This is a genomic window from Arthrobacter sp. NPDC080073, from assembly GCF_040686575.1.
In the GTDB taxonomy this organism is placed as follows: domain Bacteria; phylum Actinomycetota; class Actinomycetes; order Actinomycetales; family Micrococcaceae; genus Arthrobacter.
The window spans coordinates 192,845-213,863 of the sequence record NZ_JBFBKR010000006.1 but is presented as its reverse complement, the minus strand read 5'-3'; the positions used below and the strand labels follow the sequence as shown (position 1 = coordinate 213,863).

19 protein-coding genes, 1 pseudogene and 1 riboswitch are annotated in these 21,019 nt (G+C 63.2%); of the genes and pseudogenes, 7 read left to right on the top strand and 13 right to left on the bottom strand.

The window, feature by feature from the left end; genetic code table 11:
* Positions 1 to 147: 147 nt before the first annotated feature.
* The 4 genes and pseudogenes from AB0O52_RS09995 to AB0O52_RS09980 form a co-directional block, all read left to right on the top strand.
* Positions 148 to 264 (top strand): annotated as a pseudogene (locus AB0O52_RS09995) (recombinase family protein); the annotation flags it as partial.
* Between the two features lie 360 nt (positions 265 to 624).
* Positions 625 to 1,677 carry an iron ABC transporter substrate-binding protein gene (locus AB0O52_RS09990; protein WP_364536920.1) on the top strand — a complete coding sequence of 351 codons (1,053 nt, stop codon included), beginning with the start codon at positions 625 to 627 and terminating at the stop codon, positions 1,675 to 1,677.
* A 297-nt stretch (positions 1,678 to 1,974) separates the two neighbouring features.
* A complete protein-coding gene (locus AB0O52_RS09985; RefSeq protein WP_364536917.1) occupies positions 1,975 to 2,568 on the top strand; it encodes a carboxymuconolactone decarboxylase family protein in 594 nt (197 codons plus the stop codon).
* A 10-nt stretch (positions 2,569 to 2,578) separates the two neighbouring features.
* Entirely contained in the window at positions 2,579 to 3,487 is a 909-nt protein-coding gene (locus AB0O52_RS09980; RefSeq protein WP_364536914.1) for an RNA polymerase sigma-70 factor, read from the top strand.
* 118 nt (positions 3,488 to 3,605) lie between these two features.
* On the opposite strand, the gene AB0O52_RS09975 is transcribed toward AB0O52_RS09980, so the two are convergent.
* Entirely contained in the window at positions 3,606 to 4,208 is a 603-nt protein-coding gene (locus AB0O52_RS09975; RefSeq protein ID WP_364536911.1) for a TetR/AcrR family transcriptional regulator C-terminal domain-containing protein, read from the bottom strand.
* A gap of 62 nt (positions 4,209 to 4,270) precedes the next feature.
* On the opposite strand from AB0O52_RS09975, the gene AB0O52_RS09970 reads away from it, so the two are divergent.
* The gene (locus AB0O52_RS09970) at positions 4,271 to 5,500 is read left to right on the top strand and encodes a beta-ketoacyl-[acyl-carrier-protein] synthase family protein (protein WP_364536908.1); all 1,230 of its coding nucleotides are present in this window, start codon (positions 4,271 to 4,273) and stop codon (positions 5,498 to 5,500) included.
* A gap of 76 nt (positions 5,501 to 5,576) precedes the next feature.
* On the opposite strand, the gene AB0O52_RS09965 is transcribed toward AB0O52_RS09970, so the two are convergent.
* The gene (locus tag AB0O52_RS09965) at positions 5,577 to 6,251 is read right to left on the bottom strand and encodes a hypothetical protein (RefSeq protein WP_364536905.1); all 675 of its coding nucleotides are present in this window, start codon (positions 6,249 to 6,251) and stop codon (positions 5,577 to 5,579) included.
* 241 nt (positions 6,252 to 6,492) lie between these two features.
* On the opposite strand from AB0O52_RS09965, the gene AB0O52_RS09960 reads away from it, so the two are divergent.
* Positions 6,493 to 6,696, top strand: a complete 204-nt coding sequence (locus AB0O52_RS09960) for a cold-shock protein (protein ID WP_306860887.1) — start codon at positions 6,493 to 6,495, stop codon at positions 6,694 to 6,696.
* Between the two features lie 19 nt (positions 6,697 to 6,715).
* On the opposite strand, the gene AB0O52_RS09955 is transcribed toward AB0O52_RS09960, so the two are convergent.
* The 11 genes from AB0O52_RS09955 to speB all read right to left on the bottom strand — a co-directional run bounded on the left by AB0O52_RS09955 (position 6,716) and on the right by speB (position 19,096).
* The gene (locus AB0O52_RS09955) at positions 6,716 to 7,450 is read right to left on the bottom strand and encodes an aspartate/glutamate racemase family protein (protein ID WP_364536901.1); all 735 of its coding nucleotides are present in this window, start codon (positions 7,448 to 7,450) and stop codon (positions 6,716 to 6,718) included.
* A gap of 7 nt (positions 7,451 to 7,457) precedes the next feature.
* Positions 7,458 to 8,906 carry an amidohydrolase family protein gene (locus tag AB0O52_RS09950; RefSeq protein ID WP_364536898.1) on the bottom strand — a complete coding sequence of 483 codons (1,449 nt, stop codon included), beginning with the start codon at positions 8,904 to 8,906 and terminating at the stop codon, positions 7,458 to 7,460.
* Positions 8,907 to 8,914: 8 nt separating this feature from the next.
* A complete protein-coding gene (locus tag AB0O52_RS09945) occupies positions 8,915 to 9,721 on the bottom strand; it encodes an aspartate/glutamate racemase family protein (protein WP_364536895.1) in 807 nt (268 codons plus the stop codon).
* Positions 9,718 to 10,401 carry a GntR family transcriptional regulator gene (locus AB0O52_RS09940; protein ID WP_364536893.1) on the bottom strand — a complete coding sequence of 228 codons (684 nt, stop codon included), beginning with the start codon at positions 10,399 to 10,401 and terminating at the stop codon, positions 9,718 to 9,720. The genes AB0O52_RS09945 and AB0O52_RS09940 overlap by 4 nt, the downstream gene beginning before the upstream one ends.
* A gap of 103 nt (positions 10,402 to 10,504) precedes the next feature.
* Positions 10,505 to 11,857, bottom strand: a complete 1,353-nt coding sequence (locus tag AB0O52_RS09935; protein ID WP_364536891.1) for an MFS transporter — start codon at positions 11,855 to 11,857, stop codon at positions 10,505 to 10,507.
* 353 nt (positions 11,858 to 12,210) lie between these two features.
* Complete coding sequence (locus AB0O52_RS09930) at positions 12,211 to 13,056, bottom strand: ACT domain-containing protein (protein ID WP_364536888.1); 846 nt, start codon at positions 13,054 to 13,056, stop codon at positions 12,211 to 12,213.
* Between the two features lie 121 nt (positions 13,057 to 13,177).
* The gene (gene mscL / locus AB0O52_RS09925; RefSeq protein WP_284982660.1) at positions 13,178 to 13,609 is read right to left on the bottom strand and encodes a large conductance mechanosensitive channel protein MscL; all 432 of its coding nucleotides are present in this window, start codon (positions 13,607 to 13,609) and stop codon (positions 13,178 to 13,180) included.
* A gap of 98 nt (positions 13,610 to 13,707) precedes the next feature.
* On the bottom strand, positions 13,708 to 15,003 hold the full coding sequence (locus AB0O52_RS09920; protein ID WP_364536885.1) for a D-arabinono-1,4-lactone oxidase: 1,296 nt from the start codon (positions 15,001 to 15,003) through the stop codon (positions 13,708 to 13,710).
* 28 nt (positions 15,004 to 15,031) lie between these two features.
* Positions 15,032 to 16,564 (bottom strand): aldehyde dehydrogenase family protein, encoded by a 1,533-nt coding sequence (locus AB0O52_RS09915; RefSeq protein WP_364536882.1) that lies wholly within the window; start codon positions 16,562 to 16,564, stop codon positions 15,032 to 15,034.
* A gap of 79 nt (positions 16,565 to 16,643) precedes the next feature.
* Positions 16,644 to 18,101, bottom strand: a complete 1,458-nt coding sequence (locus AB0O52_RS09910; RefSeq protein ID WP_364536879.1) for a cytosine permease — start codon at positions 18,099 to 18,101, stop codon at positions 16,644 to 16,646.
* Positions 18,098 to 19,096: an agmatinase gene (gene speB, locus AB0O52_RS09905; RefSeq protein WP_364536875.1), complete on the bottom strand. Its 999-nt coding sequence runs from the start codon at positions 19,094 to 19,096 to the stop codon at positions 18,098 to 18,100. The genes AB0O52_RS09910 and speB overlap by 4 nt, the downstream gene beginning before the upstream one ends.
* A 217-nt stretch (positions 19,097 to 19,313) precedes the next feature.
* Here speB and AB0O52_RS09900 point away from each other — a divergent pair, with 217 nt between their 5' ends.
* Positions 19,314 to 20,807, top strand: coding sequence for a PucR family transcriptional regulator ligand-binding domain-containing protein (locus tag AB0O52_RS09900; RefSeq protein ID WP_364536977.1), 1,494 nt, complete (start codon positions 19,314 to 19,316; stop codon positions 20,805 to 20,807).
* A 98-nt stretch (positions 20,808 to 20,905) separates the two neighbouring features.
* Positions 20,906 to 21,006, top strand: a riboswitch (glycine riboswitch).
* Positions 21,007 to 21,019 lie beyond the last annotated feature (13 nt).

Below are 21,019 nucleotides of genomic sequence, written 5' to 3'. Positions count from 1 at the left end.
CTGCGTGGTCTAGAGTGCGGGGTCCGGGTGGGAGTATGAATTCCCTATCTTTCACCACGGGCCCTCGTACTCTGCCTTAGTGTTTTCCTGACACAAGTTGCCAGAAGTCTTGGATTTCAATCTGACACTCTTCCTTGGGAGTCGAACATAGTCGTCCAACCTATCGGATACGTCAGAGACAGCGGCCTGGACTAGAACAGCCAGGGCCAGTTGGAAGGCGTCCATGTGGGCAGGGTGTTCACGGACAAAGCGTCCGGCAAGGACGCTGATCCTCGATGACCTGCGCTCCGTCGTGGGACATCCGCAGAAATCGAGCGTTCCCTCGTCAGCGAATGCCAACCGAAGGCATCGCCCTGGCAAAAGCGCTGAACCTGCCGAGGGCGCAAATGTGCCCTTTCAACGGCTCAGGCGGCAGAACTGGCGGGACGCGCCGCTGCAGGAGAACGCTTGTAACAGTCGACCCCAGCGTGCCCAGAATTACGCAACAGCGGCATGTTGTTATTACAGTAAGGATTGCCTTGCCTATCTCGCTACCGTTCACCCGAGTCGTCGGGCTTGCTCTGCATGAAGGGTAGGGCTGCCCCCAACTAGTCCGGTCCCAGCCGGAACCCTTGAAAGGCCCACATGAAATTCGGCATCAAACCTGCTACGGCCCTTGCCGCCGCCACGGCCACGCTGCTGGCACTTTCGGCGTGCAGCGGCGCACCAAGCGGTACCGCTAGCGGCGGTTCCGCGGCCGGCGCGTCCGGCGACGGCATCGTCGTATACAACGCGCAGCATGAAAACCTCACCGGCGCATGGGTGGACGCCTTCACCAAGGAAACGGGCATCAAGGTTACGCTCCGTAATGGTGACGACCTTGAAATGAGCAACCAGCTCAGTGAGGAAGGCAAGAACTCCCCGGCGGACGTCTTCCTCACGGAAAACTCCCCGGCCATGGTCCGCATCGCGAGTGCAGGATTGCTCGCCCCCGTGGACCCGGCAACCCTCAGCCAGGTCCCTGCGCAGTACCGGCCCTCCACAGGCGACTGGACGGGCATCGCGGCCCGCTCCACCGTACTGGCCTACAACAAGACCAAGCTCGGCGCGGACCAGCTTCCCAAGTCCTTGATGGACCTCGCGGACCCGTCATGGAAGGGGCGCATCGGTGCCTCCACTGGCGGAGCTGATTTCCAGGCCATCGTCAGCGCGATGCTTGCGCTCAAGGGAGAAGACGCTACGCAGAAATGGCTGGAGGCGGCCAAAACCAACTTCAAGTCCTACAAAGACGACACCCCGGTGCTCGCAGCTGTGAATGCCGGCGAGGTCGAAGCGGGAGTCCTGTATCACTACTACTCCTTCGTGGACCAGGCCCAGACCGGAGAAAACAGCAAGAACGTCGATCTCCACTACTTCAAGAACCAGGACCCGGGTGCGTTCGTCAGCGTCTCCGGCGGTGCTGTTCTGGCATCCAGCAAGAAGCAGGCCCAAGCCCAGCAGTTCCTGAAGTTCATCACGGGCAAAGCGGGTCAGCAGGTCCTCCAGAACGGTGACTCCTTTGAGTACACGGTTGGCTCCGACGTACCGGCGAACTCCAAGCTTGTGCCCCTTAAGGACCTCCAGGCACCTTCAGTGGACCCGGCCAAGCTCAACAGCGAAAAGGTCACCGAGCTGATGACCAAGGTAGGGCTCCTTTAAGGCTTCCGGCCCTCCGGCACGTTTTGACGCCGTCGAAGGGGCGGCCTCGAACCCCGCCCCTCCTGGAATATGGCCCCTACAGCACTACGGCATACAAGCTGTTTGAAGGCCGCGGCCACTACACCTGCGGCGAGCAGGCCTGGGAGGCGGCCTCGAACCCCGCCCTCGACTAGGCGCAGAAGCCCGTGGCCGGTGATCTTGGGGTGAGCTGGGAAATTAACAGTCCGGGCTGTCACACATTCCATCCGGCCGGTGTCTTCATGCCGTAAGGCAAGGAAACCGACCCCAGGAGGAATCATGACCACCCGGATCCCAGCCGCAGAGATCACCGGACTTTACGGAACCCTCATAAAGAAGTTCAGCGTGAAGATGTTCGGCAAGGTGCCGGAATCGCTGGGTGTCATGTGGCACAACCCGGCCGTGCTCAAGGCTTCCATGGGCATGGGGCAGAAGCTGCAGAAATGGAACAGCTGCGATGAATCGCTGAAATCCTACGCCCACATGGCGGTCGCCTCGCTGATCGGCTGCACCTGGTGCCTGGACTTCAACTACTTCATGGCGCACAACAGGGGCCTTGACCTGGACAAGGCGCAGCAGATCCCGCGCTGGCGCGATTCCAGCATCTTCACGCCTCTGGAACGCGACGCGCTGGAGTATGCCGAGGCCATGAGCACCACGCCAGTGACCGTCAGTGACGAGCTCGCCGCCCGATTGCTGGAGCAGCTCGGCGCGGCGGCGTTAGTGGAGCTCACCAGCGTGATCGGCTACGCCAACCTCACCACCCGCGGCAACGTGGCGCTCGGCATCGAGTCCGAGGGCTTCTCTGATTCCTGCGGGTTGAAGCCCCTTGCGGCGCCGAGTCCCTCGCGGTCCCGGGCAGGCGCGCGGTAGCGTGGCCGGTATGCGCAGCAGCGGCAGTTCCGGCACCACAGACAGCCTGGAACTTTTCACCACCCACCGCAGCCTCCTCTTCACCGTTGCCTACGAGATGCTCGGCTCCGCTGCCGACGCCGAGGACGTGGTGCAGGAGGCCTGGCTGCGGTGGGCCGGCCTGGATGCCGGGGCCCGTGCGGAGGTCCGTGACCCGCGGGCCTACTTTGTCCGCATCGTCACCCGCCAGGCGCTGAACCGGCTGCGGACCTTGAGTCGACGCCGGGAAGAGTACGTGGGCGAATGGCTGCCCGAGCCGCTGCTCACTGTGCCGGACGTCGCCGAAGACATTGAACTGGCCGAGAACGTCTCGATTGCCATGCTCACTGTCCTCGAATCGCTGACCCCGGTGGAGCGGGCGGTCTTCGTCCTGCGCGAGGTCTTCGACGCACCCTACGAGGAGATCGCGCAGGCGGTGGACAAGTCGACGGCGGCTGTCCGGCAGATCGGCAGCCGTGCCCGCTCGCATGTGGCGGCACGCCGCCCCCGGATGCAGGTGGACCGCAGCGAGCAGCAGGCCGTCGTCGAACGTTTCCTCGTGGCAGTCACCACCGGCGACGTGCAGGGCCTGATGGATGTCCTGGCCCCGGACGTTGTTCTCGTCGCGGACGGCGGCGGAATTGCGCAGGCCGCACGGGTGCCGGTGTACGGCGTGAAGAAGGTGATCAATCTGCTGCGGCCGTTCCCGCAATGGGCGGTCAATCCGAAAGTCGCCCTGCTGTGGCTCAATGGCGGCCTTGGCATCCGGATCGACGACGAAGCAGGCGGGCCGTCGCTCATCAGCGTGGTGGTCGAGGACGGGCGGATTGCGCGGATCTTCGCCATGCGGAACCCGGACAAGCTGGGCCGTGTGGAGGAAGAGACCAGGCTGGCGCGCTAGCTCCCCATCGAGATTGCGGCAACGCAACACGGCACGTCGGACTTCACTGTCCCCGCCGACGCTGTCCCCGCCGACGCCGTCCCCGCCGACGCCGTCCCCGCCGACGCCGTCATTGAGGCTACTGTCCGTGGACTGTAAGGACGCCGGCCAGATCGAGGTCGGCGCTTGTTCCGCCCACCCCGGCATGGGACAGCAATACGGCCCCTAGCGCCGTACTCCAAAAGGTGCGGACCTCGGTTTCGATATGGCGTTCCAGCTTCCAGCCCCGGCGGTTTGCGATACGGCGGAGGTAATGCTCGGACTGATGGAACAGGATCCGCAGATGCGTGTCGATCACGGCGCCAAGTGCAGGCGTGGTGATTCCCGCTGCCAGTGCGCGGGCGACCAAAGGGAGGGAAGGCGCTGCATGGATGACACGTGCGATGTTTCGACGGAAGGCGGCGGCGTCCCTTGCGGCCTCGCCGATTGATTCAAACCTTTTGGCGTCGTGAAGCAGCCGGAGGAACGCGGCGTGCACGAGCAGGGCGTCCTTGGAGCCGAAGTGATAGGTGATCTGGTTTGGAAACACTCCTGCGGCCTGGGCAATCTCCGCCACGCTCGGCTCTGCGCTGCCGGACTCCGACCAGAGCCGGGCGGCTTGTTCGATGATTCGGTAGCGCGTGGCCCGGCCTCGCCCAGGCGCCTGGGTCGCCAGGCCTCGGTCGGGTTTACTAGACGTCATTTCATCATTGTATGTGATACAAGTATTCTTACACTTGTATGCCATACAAATAAGGAGATGAGATGGGACTGAACACAGAGGTCGTGGTAACGGGCCTGGGGGCCATGACACCGTTGGGCACGGACGTTGCCACGACGTGGAGTTCCCTCCTGACGGGAGAATCCGGGGTCCGCAGGACCGGCCTGCATCTGAAAGGCGAGGATTCTCCGGCTGCAATCGCCGGATTGATGGCCGGCGACCCCGCCGAGATGCTGGGTCCTATCGCTGCAAAGCGGCTCGACCGATCCCAGCAGGCAGCGATGGCCGCCGCAGCCGAAGCGTGGGCCGACGCAGGCTATCCGGAGGTTGACGGCGACCGCCTGGTGTCCTCCATAGGAACGGGCATCGGGGGCATCCGCAGCCTCCTGAAGGAAAACGGTGCGCTGGAGCTGGCCGGAACGCGGCGTGTCTCGCCACGTACGGTACCCATGCTCATGCCCAATGCGGCAGCTGCGGCCATCAGCATCGAATACGGAGCCAGGGGAGGAGCGTATACCCCGGTCTCGGCCTGTTCGTCCGGGGCGGAAGCCATCGCCCTTGGCGCGCGGCTAATCCGTGCAGGAGAGGCCGACGTCGTGATTGCCGGCGGAACGGAGGCCGCGATCACCCCGATCACCGTCGCCGGATTCATGCAGGCACGGTCGCTGTCGACGTATGCCGGCGACCCGGCGGACGCGTCGCGCCCTTTCGCGGTTGACCGTGACGGTTTCGTTCTCGGCGAAGGCGCCGGAATCGTTGTTCTCGAAAGCGCCGCCCACGCCGCGGCCCGGGGAGCACGAGTGCGCGCCGTCCTGGCTGGAGCCGGGGTTACATCCGATGCTCACCACATGACCGCCCCGGCCCCGGACGGAAGAGGACAGACCGCGGCGATGCGGAAGGCACTGAGACAAGCAGGTGTCGGGCCGGAAGCGATTGGCCACATCAACGCGCACGCTACAGGCACCGCGGTTGGGGATATCAGTGAAGCGCGGGCGATCGTCGATGTCTTCGGGGCCGGAACTGTCACGACCGCTCCGAAAGCCTCCATGGGCCACCTCTTCGGGGCTGCCGGTGCCGTGGAGGCGCTCCTGACCATTCTGAGCGTGGAGCACGGAGTCGTACCGCCAACACGAAACCTCACAACCTCCGGGCTGGATCCGCTTATGGAGTTGGACGTGGCAACTACTCGGCGGGACACCAGCCTCCGGGCAGCCCTTAGCAATTCCTTTGGTTTCGGAGGACAAAACGTCTCGCTCCTCTTCACGCCCGCATGACTACGCCGTTGGCCTTGAAGAACACGTTGTCGCCGGGATGATGAAGATCGGCCAGCGAGCGGATGAGCGCAGCCCCTCACTGATCAGGGAGCAGCCAGCCGTCTGCGATCAGCAGTTCCCGGAGCGCGGGCCGGCTGAGTGGTTCCGGCCCGTTGTGGGCTTTGCGGCGGACAGAGACGAGGAGTTTCTTCACGCCGTCGGCGCTGATGCCCAGGCTCGCGCCGACGTCGGCCATTGTCCCGCCCGAGCCGCCCAGGTACAGCGTCACGGCTTCGTGTTCACGCGGGGTGAGGCGGATCCGCGGCCCGGGGACGTCAAAGACGCCGGCAAGCTCGGGCAGGACGAACTTCTCGCCGCGCGCCGCGGCCAGAACGGCAGTGGTGAGCACCTCGGCCCCCGACGTCTTGGGTATGTAGGCCAGCGCGCCGGCGTCGAACGCTTGGCGGATCACCAGTGGCGTCGCGAGGGAACTGCAGACCACCACTTGTGATCCGGTCGAGAGAATGGCCTGGATCTTGGAGCGCAGCGGGATCCGGTCACCAAGGATGATGTCCACCAAGACAACGTCAGACAACTGTCCCAGCGAGGCGGCAAGCTCTGCCCAGGAGCCGAACCTGCCCACCACCTTCAGGGTTGAGGCGTTGGCTTCAAGCCAAGAAGCAAGACTCTCCCGCAGCAGTGCGTGGTCTTCGAGGATGTCCACGTGGATCTTTGGGGCTGCTGCTTCGAAGCGGCGCCGGAACAACCCCACCTGGTGTTCTCCTTATGGCCGACGATGCTGATCGTCAACCACTTTGCCGTCCCAGTTTCAAGATCCCGCACTGAAGAGGAACAAGAAATCCTCAAGATTCGGGCACCCGGAAACACTGAGACCTCCGGTGATCCTTGCGCCCCCGAACCCTACACCGTAGGTTTGAGGAAGCGGACGTATGCGTCCGGGGGCATCGGGTTTGAAGCCGATGGTCAGTCAGATTCAGAGAAGGAACATGGCCGTGGCAACAGGTATTGTCAAATGGTTCAACGCCGAGAAGGGTTTCGGCTTCATTGCCCCCGACGACGGTTCGGCGGACGTCTTTGCCCACTACTCGGCGATCGCCACGAGCGGGTACCGATCACTGGACGAGAACCAGCGGGTCCAATTCGACGTTGTGCAGGGCCCGAAGGGCCCCCAGGCGGAGAACATCCAACCTCTCTAGAGAGGGAACCGCTCACGAATCAAGGCAGTTCTGCAAGCAGTCGGCCCCACTTGGGCGCCAGTAAGGACGCTCCGGCAAGCTGGAGGCAATGCCACAACGTTACGGCTACGGAATCAAGCACCGGCACTCCGGTGGCTTCCTCCACTTCCGCGGTGATGTTGGCGCCGTAAAGGTTCGTGCACAAGTAAATAAGCGCGTCCGGGTTCGAGGCGGCAAGTTCCAAGGACCCGGGCAGCATTTCCTCGTCCGTGACGCGGGCGAAGGATTCGTTGTTGCTGAGGTCCAGGTGGCGGTGGTCGACCGTCTTGATTCCTTCGCGCGCATACGACTCGATGACGGCTTCGTTCACGTCCCCGGTATACGGCGTGAACATGCCGATCCTTTCCGTGCCGAACGCCTTGAACGCCTCCAGGTAGGCCAACGTGGAGGTCGTGGCAGGGATCCCGGTGGCCTCCGTGATTTCCCGGACCAAGGCCTGGTCATGCGCGGCGCCGAGCCAGGAACCCGAGGTTCCGTTCCACGCGATGACGTCCACGTCCGCCGTCGCGAGCAATGCGGCGGCCTCCCGCATCACGGCCGAATCAAACTGTTTGTCCGAGGAATCATCAAGCGCGATCCGGGTGACCGGAATCCGCGTGAAATGGATGGTGACGTCCTGGCGGTCACCCAGGATCCGGTAGCTCTGCGGCTCCAGGCACGTGTTGGAAGACGGCACGATCATGCCGATGCGTGTGGGGCGGTGTGCGGAAGGCATGGCTCTCCTAAACAGAAACGGTGGCAGGAACGGACGGCGATTTTCGAACGGAAAGTGCTTCGCGGTGGGCGGCGAAACCGTTGCGGGCAACGAAACGCCCCACCGGGCCGGGATCGTGGAAACCGTGGTCGTCGACCACCACGCGCCCGGCGGACACGACGACGGCGGGCCAGCCGCTCAGCGTCTTCCCTTCGAAAGGCGAGAAGTCAGTTCCCATGTGGAGCGCGCCGCCGTCGACCTCGCGTTCTTCGGCGGGATCAAAGATGACGAGATCGGCGTCGAACCCTACAGCGATGGCGCCCTTGCCGGGCACGGCATTGATCCGCGCGGGGCCGGCCGAGAAGACCTCGACGAAGTCCTCCACAGTGCTGTGGGGCGCCATCGCCGTGAAGGTGACGGGCATGCGGGTTTCGACGCCCGGCAGCCCGTGCGGCATGAAGCGGACGTCGTCGGTGCGCTCGCGTTTCTGCGAGAGGTCGTAGCAGGAGTGGTCCGAGGAGACAGTGTGGATCGCTCCGGTGGCGAGGCGTTCCTTCAGCGCGGCCACTGTTTCCGCGCTGCGCATGGGCGGGCAGCAGGCGTACCATTCGGGGAAATCGCTGCCATAAACCGTGTCATCCAGCGTCAAGTAGTGCGGGCACGTCTCGGAGTAGGCTTCCTGGCCGCGCCCGCGGGCCTCAGTGACAAGATCCACCGCGCCCGGAGTCGACTGGTGCACAAAGTAGACGGGCGCTCCGGTGTACTCGGCCATGGCGAGCGTCTCTTTGACGGAAATTTCCTCGGCGAGTTCGGGTCGCGTGGAGTGCAGGTGCTCGATGCCGATCCGGCCGTCCGCGGCGTGCTGTTCGGTGCAGTCGGCAATGATGGGATCGTGTTCGGCATGGATGTACGTGAGTCCGTCCAGGCGCACCATTTCGCGCATGACTTTCAGGATGGTGTCGCCGTCGGCCATGGTGGAGCCACGGTTGGTGGTGTACATCTTCACCGAACGGACGCCCTCGGCGGCGAGCTGCTCCAGCTGCCAGGGCACGGTCTCGTCCCAGCTGACAACGGAGCCGTGCAGCGCGACATCGCAGCGCGACTCGGCGGCAAGTCGCTTCTTGTTCAGGACGGCATCCAGCGGGGATTCCTGGGCATCACGCGGGATACCAAAATCGATGATGGTGGTGGTGCCGCCCCACAAGGCCGCGGTGGAGGTAGTGCGGTAGTCGTCCAGGGTGCGGAAACGGCCGGTTACTTGGGCCACATGGCAATGACCGTCCACGCCGCCAGGGATGACCAACTTGCCGGAGGCATCGATGATGCGGGAGGCGGCGGGGACCGGTTCTGCGGCGTCAATGACATGGGTGATGCGGCCGCCGTCGACTACGACGTGGGCTGCTTGCCGGGCCGGCCCAGCGGATTGACGGCTGTTGACGACGGTGCCGTGGGCGATGACGAGATCGGGAATGGTCACGGTGGTCCCTACTTTCCGGCCGGAACGGCGTTGGCAGTAACGCCGGCGGCGGCCTGGATGGCGGTCAGGGCGGCGTCGAGGTTTTCGGACAACCCGCGGCGGTTCTTGACGGGTGGCGGCGCAAAAGCGCCTTGGCGGTGGAAGCCCGACTGCAGGGCCACAACCGCTTCTGTCATGCGGATGCCGGCGGAGATTCCGTCCACCACGGGCACGGGGATCTGTCCTTCAAGCTCGCGCGCGAGTCCGGCAAGCGGGGCACCTGCGAGGATGACGACGTCGGCGCCGTCCTCCGCGACCGCCTGCCGGCTCAGCGCCAGGAGGGTTTCCTTGAAGTCCTGTTGTACGGTGCCGATGCCGTTGAGGCTCTGGTTGATGGAGCGGATCGAGGCAAGACGGCTGCCAAGTCCGAAATGCTCAACGCAGTCCCGGTACCAAGCGGTGATGCGGTCCGAAATGGCAATGATGGAGAAGCGTTGGCCCTGAAGGGCCGCGGCGACGAGGGCGGCCTCGGTGATGCCGATGACCGGCACGTCGGTGAGTTCCTTGAGCGCAGGCATGCCGGGATCTCCGAAGGCAGCCACCACGACGCCGTCTATCTGGTCCGCTGCGGGATCGCCGCCGCAGTGCTCGGCGATGATTTCGGCGACGGCCCCGGCTGCGATGAGGGCTTCAAAGCGGGTCTCGATGTATTCGACGCCATGGCCGGCGGTCCGGACGATCAGCTCGGTGTCAGTCCCCGCAGACCGGCGGGCTTCGGCGTCGATCAACGCAGTGACATCGGCGCTGATGTTGGGATTGATGACTAGCAATTTCATGTTCGTTCGCCTTGCAACTTGAGTTCGGGGGCGGGCGCGTCCTGAGGGAACTGCTCGCGGTATTTACCAATGTGCGACGCCGATTGCGTTGCGGCGCGCTCGGGATCGCCGCTGGCGATGGCGGCGTAGAGATCGCGGTGCTCCTGGATCAGCTCCGGCAGGTCGTCCACGTGGCGGAAAAGCCAGTGCATGCGGCCTTGGAGAGGTTCCAACGCGGTGCGGAGAAAATCGTTGTTGGCGATGGCCGTGATGGCATCGTGGAATTCGCTGTTGGCGCGGTGAGCCTCAAGGATTGAGCCTTTCGCGAGGAAGCGATCCGCCTCGTCGAGGAGCCCCGCCAGGTGTTCGAGGTCCCTGTCGGTGGCGCGGGCCGCTGCCAGGCGGCAGGCGAGGACTTCCAGTGACTGGCGGACGTCGAAGAGGTCCTCGACGTCCTTGGGGCTCAGCCCTGCCACTTCGGAACCCCGGGAGGCCCGGTCCTGGATGAGGCCTTCCTGCCGCAGCATGCGGAGGGCTTCGCGGATGGGGAGCCGCGACACGTTGAATTCGGCGGCGAGGTCCCGCTCCACCAGCCGGGTGCCGGGCGCGTAGTGGCCCTCGAAGATTCGCGAACGGATGGCGTCCCGCACGGATTCCCGGAGGGGGCGGTCCGTGGTGGGGGTTTCATCTGCAATCAGCATCTTTGCTCCATTCGTGTTCTCTTTGGGTCATTGCGCCCGGCATTCCCGGAGGCGTCCGGCCGTGCGGCGGTTCAGGACCGCACGGCCAGTCCGGTCAGGCGAGTTAGACCGGAAGCCGCTTGTTGTAGTTCAGGGTCAGGACGGAGACGCCCATGATGATCGCGGAACCAACAAAGTATAGGAGGGCCCAGGTGTAGGATCCCGTGGCCCCGACAATCAGGCCTACCACAATCGGGGTGACGAAACCTGCGATGTTGCCGCTGAAGTTCATTGCACCGCCCAGGACGCCGGCGTTGGTGCGGCCGCCCAGGATGGCGGGGATGCTCCAGAACAGGCCTACCCAGCGGAGGAAGAACAGGACCACTGAAAGGAGCACGACGGCGGTGATCGGGTCCGCGACGACCGTTACGCCAACCAGGCCTCCGACTACCACGACGCTCGAGATGCCCAGAAGGGTGCGCATAACCAGGTTGGCCGAGGCACCGGCTGCGCGCCACTTGTCGGCTATGGTTCCGCCGAGGATCTCGCCGACGAACCCTGCACCGAAGATCACGAACGTGGACCAGCCGATGGTATTCAGGTTGAAGTGCTTGGCCTGGGCCAGGTAGAGCGGACCCCACGTCAGGAGGCCGTAGAACACTCCGTTGAATCCAAGCCAGCCAAAGCACATGGCCCAGAAAGAGCGGAACTTCAGGTAGGGGAGGAGGGCGCGCTTGCCCTTGACGCCGTCCTTCGTGGCCTCGGCGTCTTCCTCGGCGTGGGATGCCTCGATGTATTCGGCCTCGGCGTCGTTGACGGCCTTGTGGTTCCGGGGATTGTCGCGGACGTACCACCAGACGGCCAGGCCCATGAGGACTGTCGCGGCTCCGGCGATGATGAACGAGTAGCGCCAGCTTCCCGTTGAGGCGATGAGCCAGGTGATGAGAATGCCGCCCAGGCCAGCGCCGAGCGGGGCGCCCGCATCAAGGATCGTGGCGCCGCGGCCGCGTTCCTTCTTGTGCATCCAGATGGCGTTGAGCTTCCCGCCGGCCGGCATGACCCCGGCCTCGGCGACGCCGATGCCCAGGCGTGCGATGAACATGCTGAGGAAGCCGCCGGCCAGGCCGGATGCTGCCGTGGCGGCACCCCAGCCGATGCACGAGGCAGTGACGACTTGGCGGGGGCCGAACTTGTCGATGAGCAATCCGACGGGGATCTGCATGAGGGCATAGGTCCAGAAGAATGCCGAAAGCAGGAGCCCGACGAGTTCCGGCGCGAGGTTGAATTCCTTTTGGATGATGGGCAATGCCACGGAGATGGAGCCTCGGTCGATGTAGTTGACGGCTACCAGGATGAGCAGCAGGACGAAGAGCCTCCAGCGGACACTCGTGCGTCGCTGCACGCTGTCCTTGCCGGCTTTTTCTTCTGCTGTTCCTTCGACGGCATGCGCCGCTGTTTCGGTGTTTTGGAGAGACACAGTTTCTCCTTCAGGGGGAGTTTGAGGAGCGGGGAAAGTCTTGAATTGTTGAGCTGGGTGCGGGTTCGTTGAGTCCGTTTTGGGATCCCGCTTTGGGATCCCAAAATCAAAATTAGATGTGACCCGGGGCACTGTCAAGGATTTTGGTATACAAAGCGAAGTAACAGAATGTGACCGAGGGTTGCATCCGGCGAGTTGTTGGCCTTGGCGTCCAAATCCGCGCCGGGATGGGATACCGAGGCGGCGTTAGGGAGGCCGCTGGTCGAAAGTGGGATACCGGGTACGCGAGGCGGGGAAGGTCATGGGACGCTGGAATTCCGAGGTCGCAGGGCATTTTCCGTTTCGCCAGGCGTTTAGTCCCGGCGGCTGTGCGCCAGGATTTCCGCAAGCTCGGCAAGTCGATGCGCACGTGCTGATTCCGCCGGCGTGAATGGCTCGCCGGGCCGGGAGAACAGGAGGGGCCCGTCCCAGGCGGTGGGAATCTTGAGGAGGGGCGTGGAGGGCCCGACGGCGGCGCCCGCCTCGACGGCCGGACCTTCGGCTTCGGGGGTGACGATTTTCGCCGAAAGGAGTTCCGCAACCGCCAGCGGCAGTTCGTCCGGGTTGTCGGCGATCCGGGCAGCCAGGCTCAAGGCCTTGGTCTGGCCGTCAGCCATAGCGAGTGCGGTGGTAGGCCACACGCGCGAGTTCCGGCCGCCGCCGTCGTCGAGCGCCGTCAGCAGCCCTTGCTCGCCGAGGTGGCCCGGAGCGGAAAGGACGAATTCATCCATGACGGCTCCGTCCATGGGGTGGACATGGATGCTGAGGATGTTGATGTCGGTCCGAGCCAGTGATTGGGTGATGCGTTGGAGGGAACCCGGCTGGTCGCGGAGCACGGTCCTCGCCCGCCAAAGAGCCTGGGCTGTATGAAGCTTCCTGCGGTGGCGGAGGGCAGGCGCGTGGATCCAGCGCCGCAGAATCCGTGCTGCGGAGGGCTCGGCGACCCAAATGACCAGGACCGTTGCGGTCACGGTCAGGAGGAGCACCTTGGCCAGGTAAGGCAATTGCGTTTCAACCACAATGGCGTGGACAAGAAGTTCGATGGGCAGCATCACTGCGATTTGGGCCACGGTGACCCGGGCCTTCGGAGCCTCCGGCATCTGGCCGCACACTTCGCAGGAGAGCTCGGCGGTAGCGGAAGTCCTCTTGTTCGGCTTCATGGCACTATCGTGCCCGAGCACTGTTTCAGGCGGGTTGCGCCTGCGTCACGATCTGAGGCAGCACTGATGGGGCCAGTTCGGCGCCGACCGGATGCGCCGAACTGGCCGTAATGTCCGACATTTAGCGGGCGTTCTCGTCGCTCTTGTTGGCGGCGGCGAGCTCGGTCAGGAGGTCGCGGATTTCAACAAGCAGGGCGGTGTCAGCCGGAAGCGGTTCGTCTTCGGGCTCTTCGATCGAGGCCCGGCGCTTGGTCAGTTCGTTGATCTTGTTCATCGGCGCAACGAAGATGAAGTACACCACGGCGGCCGTGATCAGGAAGGTCACGAACGCGGTGATGACGGCGCCGAAGTTGACGAAGGTCTTCGCGTTGTCGGGCCAGATGGAGAAGCCCAGTCCCTGCGCGTTGACTCCGCCGGCGGCGGCGATGACCGGGTTCACGATGTTGGTGGTGAAAGCCGCGACCAAGGCTGTGAACGCGGTGCCGATGACCACGGCGATGGACAGTTCGATGATGTTGCCGCGAAGAACGAAGTCCTTGAAACCTTTGAGCATGGAATTTCCTCCGGGTGGGTACGATTGTCAGGCTCAAGCAGAGATCAAACTATCACTCCAAAGTTTCGAAACGGTGTACAGGACGTAGCTTCGCTCGGTCAGCCCAGAAGGGCGCGGGTGTGGTCGTTGAGGAATATTCCGCGCGGATCGAACTCCTGCCGCACTTGGATAAAAGTGTCCAGCTCTGGGTATAGGCGTTCCAAACGGCTCCTGGTCATGAAATGGATCTTTCCCCAGTGCGCACGTGGCTCGAATTCCTGCAGTACCGCATCGGCATCACGGAAATACTTCCAGTAGTCGGTCCCGGGTTCGGTCGTGAGGGTGATGACGGTGGTGTCACGCCCCTGGAACTGGGACATGTAGCCCTCATCGGCCTTCACCCAGCGAACCTCCACGGGGTATTTCTGGTCAGGGTGCTTGGTTCGGATCAGGTCCTGGACGGCCTCGACGGCGGCCAGTCCAACTTCGCTCGGCACGAAGTACTCGAGTTCATGGAACGGCGTGGTGAATCCGCCCGGGTAAATCCGGTACGAACGGTCGAGCCGGGCACCTTCCGTACCTGAAATTTCGCGCTCGTCCTGAATCTGCGCGATGTTGTACCGCTTGGTGTAGCTGCGGTTTGCCATGCTAATGCCTGGCGCGCCCGGGAGGTCCAGGAGCTCGCACGAACCTTCTTCCGGGCACCAGAGGAACGAGTAATGGCGGTTCTCGTCGATGTCGTACTGCCACGTTGCCTCGGTCTGCGCCCATGTGGGGTAGGTGATTTGTTCTTGCAGGTAGTAGCGGTCCTCAACCGCCAACTCCACCTCAAGGAAGATCCCCAGGGTACCCAAAGCCACCTGGGCTGCCCTGAGTTCGCGGAGCTGCCCCTCGCCGATTTCGACGATCTCGCCGTAACCATTGATCAGCTTCACCCAACGAAGGCTTGAGGAAAAGCTACCCAGATCCTTCCCGGAACCATGGGTGCTGGTTGAGAGCGCCCCGGCAATCTGCTGCTTGTCGATGTCCCCCTGGTTGCTCAGCGCGAGGCCTTGCTCCCACAACGGATCGCCGAAGGCATTGATGGTGGTGCCGGCAAGGGCCCTGGCGCGACGCCGGACAGGGTCGGTTCCGGTGACGCCCGACAGTGCGGACATGTCCATCAGAACGCCCCCCGTCTGGACAAGCGGTGAGGACGAATGCCCTGAGCCGACCGCCCGCACGGGCAAGCCTTCGCGGATCGCGAAACGAACGGCGTCTAGCGCTTCTTGTTCAGTCCGCGGCCGGACGGTGAAGGCCGGCGTGGCGCTCTGGTTCCCGCCCCAATTGGTCCAGGTGACTTCTGTTCCGAAAGGGGCCGGCGGGGTGGCCGCGCGTGCCGAGGATGATGTGCGGGGAAGGTTCGCGGTGGTCATTGCTAAGCTCCGTTGCTTGTCTGAACGCTCATGCGCCGTGGTTGATCATAAGGTGCTTGGTGCGGGAGTAATCGTCCAGTGCGTAAAGCGAGAGGTCCCGGCCGTAACCGGATCCCTTGAATCCGCCCCACGGTACCTCGCAAGCCAACACCAGGTGTGAATTAACCCAGACCGTACCGAAGTCGAGTTGCTTTGGAACGCTCAACGAGAGGCTTGAATCACGTGTCCATACGGAGGCAGATAGTCCGTAGGGGCTCTCATTTGCCCGTGTGATGGCTTCTTCGGTGGAACTGAAAGTCTCGACCGTGACCACGGGGCCAAAGATCTCGTGGGTGGCAACATGCGCCCCGGCCGGGACGTTGCTGATGACTGTGGGTTCGATGAAGTAACCCGGGCCTTCAAACGCGGAACCGCCGATGGCCATGTGCAGGCCGGCAGCTTTTGCCTCGGCCAGCGATTCCTTGACGCGTTCGAAGTGTGGGCGGGAAATCATGGGTCCGATTTCCACGTCGTCCCCTGCCTCCGGAACGCCGACCACCAGGGTGCCGACTTCGCGCACCAAATGTTCCGTGAACTCGGCAGCCACCGACTCGTGTACAAGTACGCGGCACGCAGCGCCACAGTCCTGCCCGGCATTCCAGTACCCGGCGTTTCGCACGCCGGTGGCGGCAGCACGGAGGTCGGCGTCGGCAAACACAACTACCGGGGCCTTGCCGCCGAGTTCCAGATGAACGCGCTTGACCGATTTGGCCGCGGTCTCCGCCACGGCCTGTCCGCTGACAACGCTCCCGGTTAACGCGACGAGGGCAATGTCAGGGTGTTCGGAAATCCGTTGTCCGACGATCCGGCCCTGTCCCGTCACGACATTGAGGATTCCGTCCGGAATGCGTCCGGCCAGGAGTTCCGCGAGCTTTAGCGTCGAGAGCGGTGTCTGCTCGGACGGCTTGAGGACGATGCTGTTTCCGGCGGCCAGGATGGGCGCGATCTTCCAGGCAGCCATCAACAGCGGGTAGTTCCACGGGGTGATGACGCCAACCACGCCCACGGGCTCCCTGAGGATCACCGATGTGTGTCCGGCTGCATAGTCCCCGCCAGCCATGGATGTCAGCGTGCGGGAGGCTCCGGCCATGAAACGGAAAGTATCGATGGTGCTGGAGACATCGTCCTCCGCAACGCTTCGCGGTTTGCCGGTGTTGGCGGACTCGATGATTTCGAAGGCTTCACGGTTGGCTTCGATGATGTTGGCGATCAGGTTCAGGACCTCGGACCGCTCCTTCGGCGTGGTGCCCCCCCAGGATCTCTGGGCAGCCACAGCAGCTTCAACAGCAACGTCGACGTCCTCGGCTGTGCCGGCCTGTACGGAGGCGATGACCTGTTCAGTGGTGGGATCTACGACGTCGATGAGGTGGGTGGAGGTGCCTGGGACAAACGATCCTCCAATGAAGTGCCTGCCGGGAGGCAGAGGCAATGGCACGATGCCCGAGGCGTGGTGGGCCGCAGGGGAGCTGCTGTCTTCGCTCGCGCGGCGGACGATGAATTGTTCGGTATTTGTGACTGTCATGATTTTTTGCCTTTGTTTTCTGGCGCCGGTTGCGGCGTCGGGAGTTTATGGGGAGTGCGGGCCGTTGGTCTGCGGTGCGTCAGACCAAGTCGTTTGCGAGCACGGGGGCCTCGAGCGGCGTGGCCTCGGTCTTCGTCCGGAACACGCGTGCAGCGACGTAGTAGAGCGGAGCAACCACAATGAGGCCGACCATCCATGAGAGGTCCACGCCACCCATTGCCGCAGCGACTGGGCCGGTGTAGATCGCTGTGGCCGAGAAGGGTAGCTGGACCAGGGCACCTGCCACGTAGGATCCGATGGCCACCCAGTTGAAGCGGCCGTACACTCCGCCGTCGCGCTTGAAGAAGTCTTCAACCCTGTAGTCGCCGTGCCGGAGAAGGTAGTAGTCCACCAGGTTGATGGCTGTCCAGGGAACCAGCACGTACATCAGGAAGGAGAGGAAGTTGGTGTAAAAGAGGATGAAATTGTCGCGTGCGAACAGCGAGATCAGGAGTGCAAAGGTGAAGAGGATGATCGCCGCAACGCTTCGGGTCTTGGCGCGGGGCAACCAGTTCGGCTTGAACGTCTGACCAATAGTGAGGCTGCACAGGACGCCGCAGTAGAGATTCATGGCGTTCGACGCTGCAACGCCGAGGCAGAAGATTCCCACGACTGCCAGGGTCCATGGCTGGAGCAACGCTCCCATGCTGCCGACGATTTCGACGTTGCCGGCGTCTGCGCCCATCGCGACCGCAAGGGTTCCCACCAAGGCACCCAGGATCATCGGGAAGAGCGTGCCCAGGACGCAGCCTGAGTAGGACGCCCAGAATGCCGGGCCCGAGCCGGTGCCTTGCGGCATGTAACGGGAGTAGTCCGAGACATACGGAGCGTAGGCGAGCTGCCACAAGGCGGATACGGAGACGGTGGCCATGAAGCCGACCCAGTTGAAGTTTCCCTGGTAGAGGAAAGTGGCAGGCAGCCCGTGGACGAACATGATCCAGACGAAGGCCAGAAGCAACGCCAAACCGGCCACTATGCTGAGGAAACGTGCGTAGGCGTGAATGAGCCGGTAGCCGAAAATCGTGGCAACAACGCTCACGACGCCGATGATGATTATGCCCGCGTCTACACTGATGTCCGGGCTGACTGCCGCCATTGCCTCGCCGCCAAAGACCAGGTTGGCCGCGAAGAATCCGACGTACATGATCACCACGATGACAACGATCAGTAGCGCCCCGAAGGAACCGAATTGGCCCCGTGTCTGGATCATCTGTGCCACGCCCAATTGCGGTCCTTGGGCGGAGTGCAGCGCCATGAAGATGCCACCGATGACGTTTCCGAGGATGATTCCCACGATGGCAGGCACAAAGCTTAGCCCGAACACCGTGGTGGCGAGTCCGCCGGTCACGATGGTCATGATCATGATGTTGGAACCGAACCAGATGGTGAAGAGGTCCCGCGCTTTTCCGTGGCGTTCGTTCAACGGGATGGGCTGAATGGTTTTGTCTTCCAGCCGGGGCACTTCGGTGACTGCGGCGGGATTGCTTGGGGTGCTCATGATGCGGTCCAGGATGCTGCTTGCAATTCACGGACAGCGGACGCCTTGCCGCGGTTCACCATCAGCGCGAGGAGGTCGAAGACAAGGGTGGCCGCGGCCACCGAGGTGATGTCTGCATGGTCGTAAGCCGGAGCGACCTCGACGACGTCGGCGCCGACGATGTTGATGCCGTCCAGTCCGCGGAGCAGGGCCAGCAGCTCTCGGGAGTGGAGTCCGCCCATCTCAGGGGTGCCGGTGCCTGGCGCATAGGAGGGATCCAGGACGTCGATGTCGATGGAGACGTAGACCGGGGTGTCGCCGAGCCGCTCCTTGACCTGGGCGATGGCCGCGGGAACGCCTATGACGTCCAGGTCCGAGCAGCGGATGATCTGGAATCCGAATTCATGGTCTCGGAGGAAATCGTTGCGGTCATAGACCGGCCCGCGGATTCCGACGTGCATGGACCTATCTTCCACGAGGAGGCCTTCCTCGAACGCCCGCCGGAAGATGGTTCCGTGTGTGACCGGCTGATCGAAGTAGGTGTCCCATGTATCCAGGTGGGCGTCGAAGTGCAGCAACGCGACCGGTCCGTGGACTTTGTTCAGGGCCCTGAGCATCGGGAGGGCGATGGTGTGGTCGCCACCGATCGAGATGAGCTTCTTGTCCTCACCGATCAGGGGCAATGCCTGCCCTTCGATTTCACGGACGGCCCGTGCAATGTCGTAGGGGGTGCAGGCGATGTCGCCGGCGTCCACAACCTGGACTTCGTTGACGGGCTCAACGTCCAATTCCGGGTGGTACCCCGGACGCAGAAGGCGGGAGGCTTCGCGGACCGCGGCAGGGCCGAAACGGGCGCCGGGCCGGAAGGACGTTCCGCCGTCGAACGGTACACCGACGATCGCAATGTCGTAGTCCGGAACGCGGTCGATTTGGGGGAGCCTGGCGAAAGTGCCGAGGCCCGCGTACCGGGGAACTTTTGTTGCGTCGACGGGGCCGATGGGCTGATGCGTTGTCATGCCGGGATCCTTCGGTAGCTTTGCTGCCGGGCGGCGATGCTGGCAGCGGTGTTGGGAGGCGGGATGCTCGCCCTTGAGGGGAAGTAGGTAATCCAAGTCTTAGTGACGTGCATCACGGCGTATAGCGGTAGATTGACTACAAATGGCCGAGGCTCTTATACAAATGTCTAAGTACCGTGAAATCGGCCGGAAACCAACGATCTGGGAGCGCATTTCCATGGCGATTACTGTGGCTGAGCTCGTGGCGGAACCGCAGCTTGGACTCACGTTCCTGGCCGGGGCGGCAGGTGGGGACAACCGGATCACCTGGGCACACACTTCCGACCTGCCGAGGCTGTGGGAATGGGTCACTGGCGGCGAACTGATGATGACCAATGGCCTGTCCATCCCGGCCGACCCCCAAGGCCAAGTAGCGCTCGCCGAAGCGCTCGTCGATGCAGGTGCCAGTGCCCTTGCCATCGGGGAAAAGATGCATGCTCCGGAGCTGCTGCCGGAGTTCCTGGCGGCCTGCGAGCAGTTGCCGCTTCCGCTGATTAGCATTCCGTATCCATTGCCCTTCATTGCTATCGCGCGAACCGTGGCTGAAGCTTCCCTTTTGGAGGAATCTCGACGCCTGCGTCAGACCGCACGGGTGTATGACTTGCTTCGTACGGCGGGAACAATTGAGGACCACTGGCAAGGCCTTCTCCAAGGACTCGCGGCGGAGCTCAATGCGGAGCTTTTCGTCGTGGACCGGCGATGCCTCCATCCCTGGCATCCGGATGGTGAGCCGCTGCCGGACTTCCTGCAAGCGGAATTGGCCCCCTTCACGGGGCATATACCCATGGGCGGAAAGAAATTCCAATGGCATCGGCTGCGGGACCGGCACGTGTTGATGATGGACATCCCTACCCACGCCGATGCGGTGCTTGTGGTGCTGCCGAAAAGCGATCCGCACCCTGACGCCGTCGTGCTTCTGCATGCGGCGACGGTGCTCGGGCTGGAACTCTCCCGAACGGCCCTGTCCCTGGAAGGGCGGCACCGCCTAGCGGGCGAATTCCTCCTGCAGGCGTTCGATGGACGCCTCGGGATCGCGGAGCTGGAGATCAGGCTCAGCGATTTTGAGATTTCCGCGCAGAATTTCGTGGTGGTTTCGATAGGGGCCGACGACGGCGAGCGGCTGGCGAACATTCACGCGGAACTGTGGCGCCACGGACTCCAGGCCGCTTGCCTGCGGCGTCTCAATACCCTTCATGTGGCGGTAACCGCGGCGGTGACCGATGACGTTTTGATCCACTGCGCGGGGCCCGGGGTCCGGATTGGCATCAGCTCGCCGACGTCTGCCGGGGGCGTCCAACGCGCACTCCAGGAATCGCTGTGGGCGCTCGGTTCAGCGAAAGGCAATGCCGTAAGCCTGACCCGTTACGCCGAGGGGCCTTCGTGGCTGGGGCTCACGAGTTTCGAGGAGGGAACGGCGTTGGTTCAGCGGCTGCTCGGCCCGATCTTCACGTATGAACAGAGCCAGGAAGGCGATCTCATCGTGACTTTGAAGACCTACTTGGACACTCAGAGGTCGTGGCAAAAGACTGCCGCGGCGCTCTTTGCCCATCGCCAAACCATCATCTACCGCATCCGGAAAATCAGCGAGTTGACGGGGCTCGACATGACTGAAACGTCCACGTTGGCCCAGCTTTGGTTTGCGCTCCAGATTCATGCGGCCATGCACAAGTAAACCCGCCGCCAATAGCAATGTCCGCAAGCAGATGTTGCCCCGCCACTGACGTTGTGTGTATGGTGTGAGCCGAATCACCCAAATCTGAATATGCCTTTCGAACCGTGGCGGGAGAGTCCTCCCAGTCATCAACCGGGCAGGCGCCGTAGGAGCAAATCCTCCCCAGGAATCTCTCAGGCCCCCGTACCGCCGCGGCGAGGCAACTCTGGAAA

Coding starts and splice junctions, on each gene's coding strand:
- AB0O52_RS09990 (WP_364536920.1), top strand. CDS start 625: ATGAAATTCGGCATCAAACCTGCTACGGCCCTTGCCGCCGCCACGGCC.
- AB0O52_RS09985 (WP_364536917.1), top strand. CDS start 1,975: ATGACCACCCGGATCCCAGCCGCAGAGATCACCGGACTTTACGGAACC.
- AB0O52_RS09980 (WP_364536914.1), top strand. CDS start 2,579: ATGCGCAGCAGCGGCAGTTCCGGCACCACAGACAGCCTGGAACTTTTC.
- AB0O52_RS09975 (WP_364536911.1), bottom strand. CDS start 4,208: ATGACGTCTAGTAAACCCGACCGAGGCCTGGCGACCCAGGCGCCTGGG.
- AB0O52_RS09970 (WP_364536908.1), top strand. CDS start 4,271: ATGGGACTGAACACAGAGGTCGTGGTAACGGGCCTGGGGGCCATGACA.
- AB0O52_RS09955 (WP_364536901.1), bottom strand. CDS start 7,450: ATGCCTTCCGCACACCGCCCCACACGCATCGGCATGATCGTGCCGTCT.
- AB0O52_RS09945 (WP_364536895.1), bottom strand. CDS start 9,721: ATGAAATTGCTAGTCATCAATCCCAACATCAGCGCCGATGTCACTGCG.
- AB0O52_RS09940 (WP_364536893.1), bottom strand. CDS start 10,401: ATGCTGATTGCAGATGAAACCCCCACCACGGACCGCCCCCTCCGGGAA.
- AB0O52_RS09930 (WP_364536888.1), bottom strand. CDS start 13,056: ATGAAGCCGAACAAGAGGACTTCCGCTACCGCCGAGCTCTCCTGCGAA.
- mscL (WP_284982660.1), bottom strand. CDS start 13,609: ATGCTCAAAGGTTTCAAGGACTTCGTTCTTCGCGGCAACATCATCGAA.
- AB0O52_RS09920 (WP_364536885.1), bottom strand. CDS start 15,003: ATGACCACCGCGAACCTTCCCCGCACATCATCCTCGGCACGCGCGGCC.
- AB0O52_RS09915 (WP_364536882.1), bottom strand. CDS start 16,564: ATGACAGTCACAAATACCGAACAATTCATCGTCCGCCGCGCGAGCGAA.
- AB0O52_RS09910 (WP_364536879.1), bottom strand. CDS start 18,101: ATGAGCACCCCAAGCAATCCCGCCGCAGTCACCGAAGTGCCCCGGCTG.
- speB (WP_364536875.1), bottom strand. CDS start 19,096: ATGACAACGCATCAGCCCATCGGCCCCGTCGACGCAACAAAAGTTCCC.
- AB0O52_RS09900 (WP_364536977.1), top strand. CDS start 19,314: ATGGCGATTACTGTGGCTGAGCTCGTGGCGGAACCGCAGCTTGGACTC.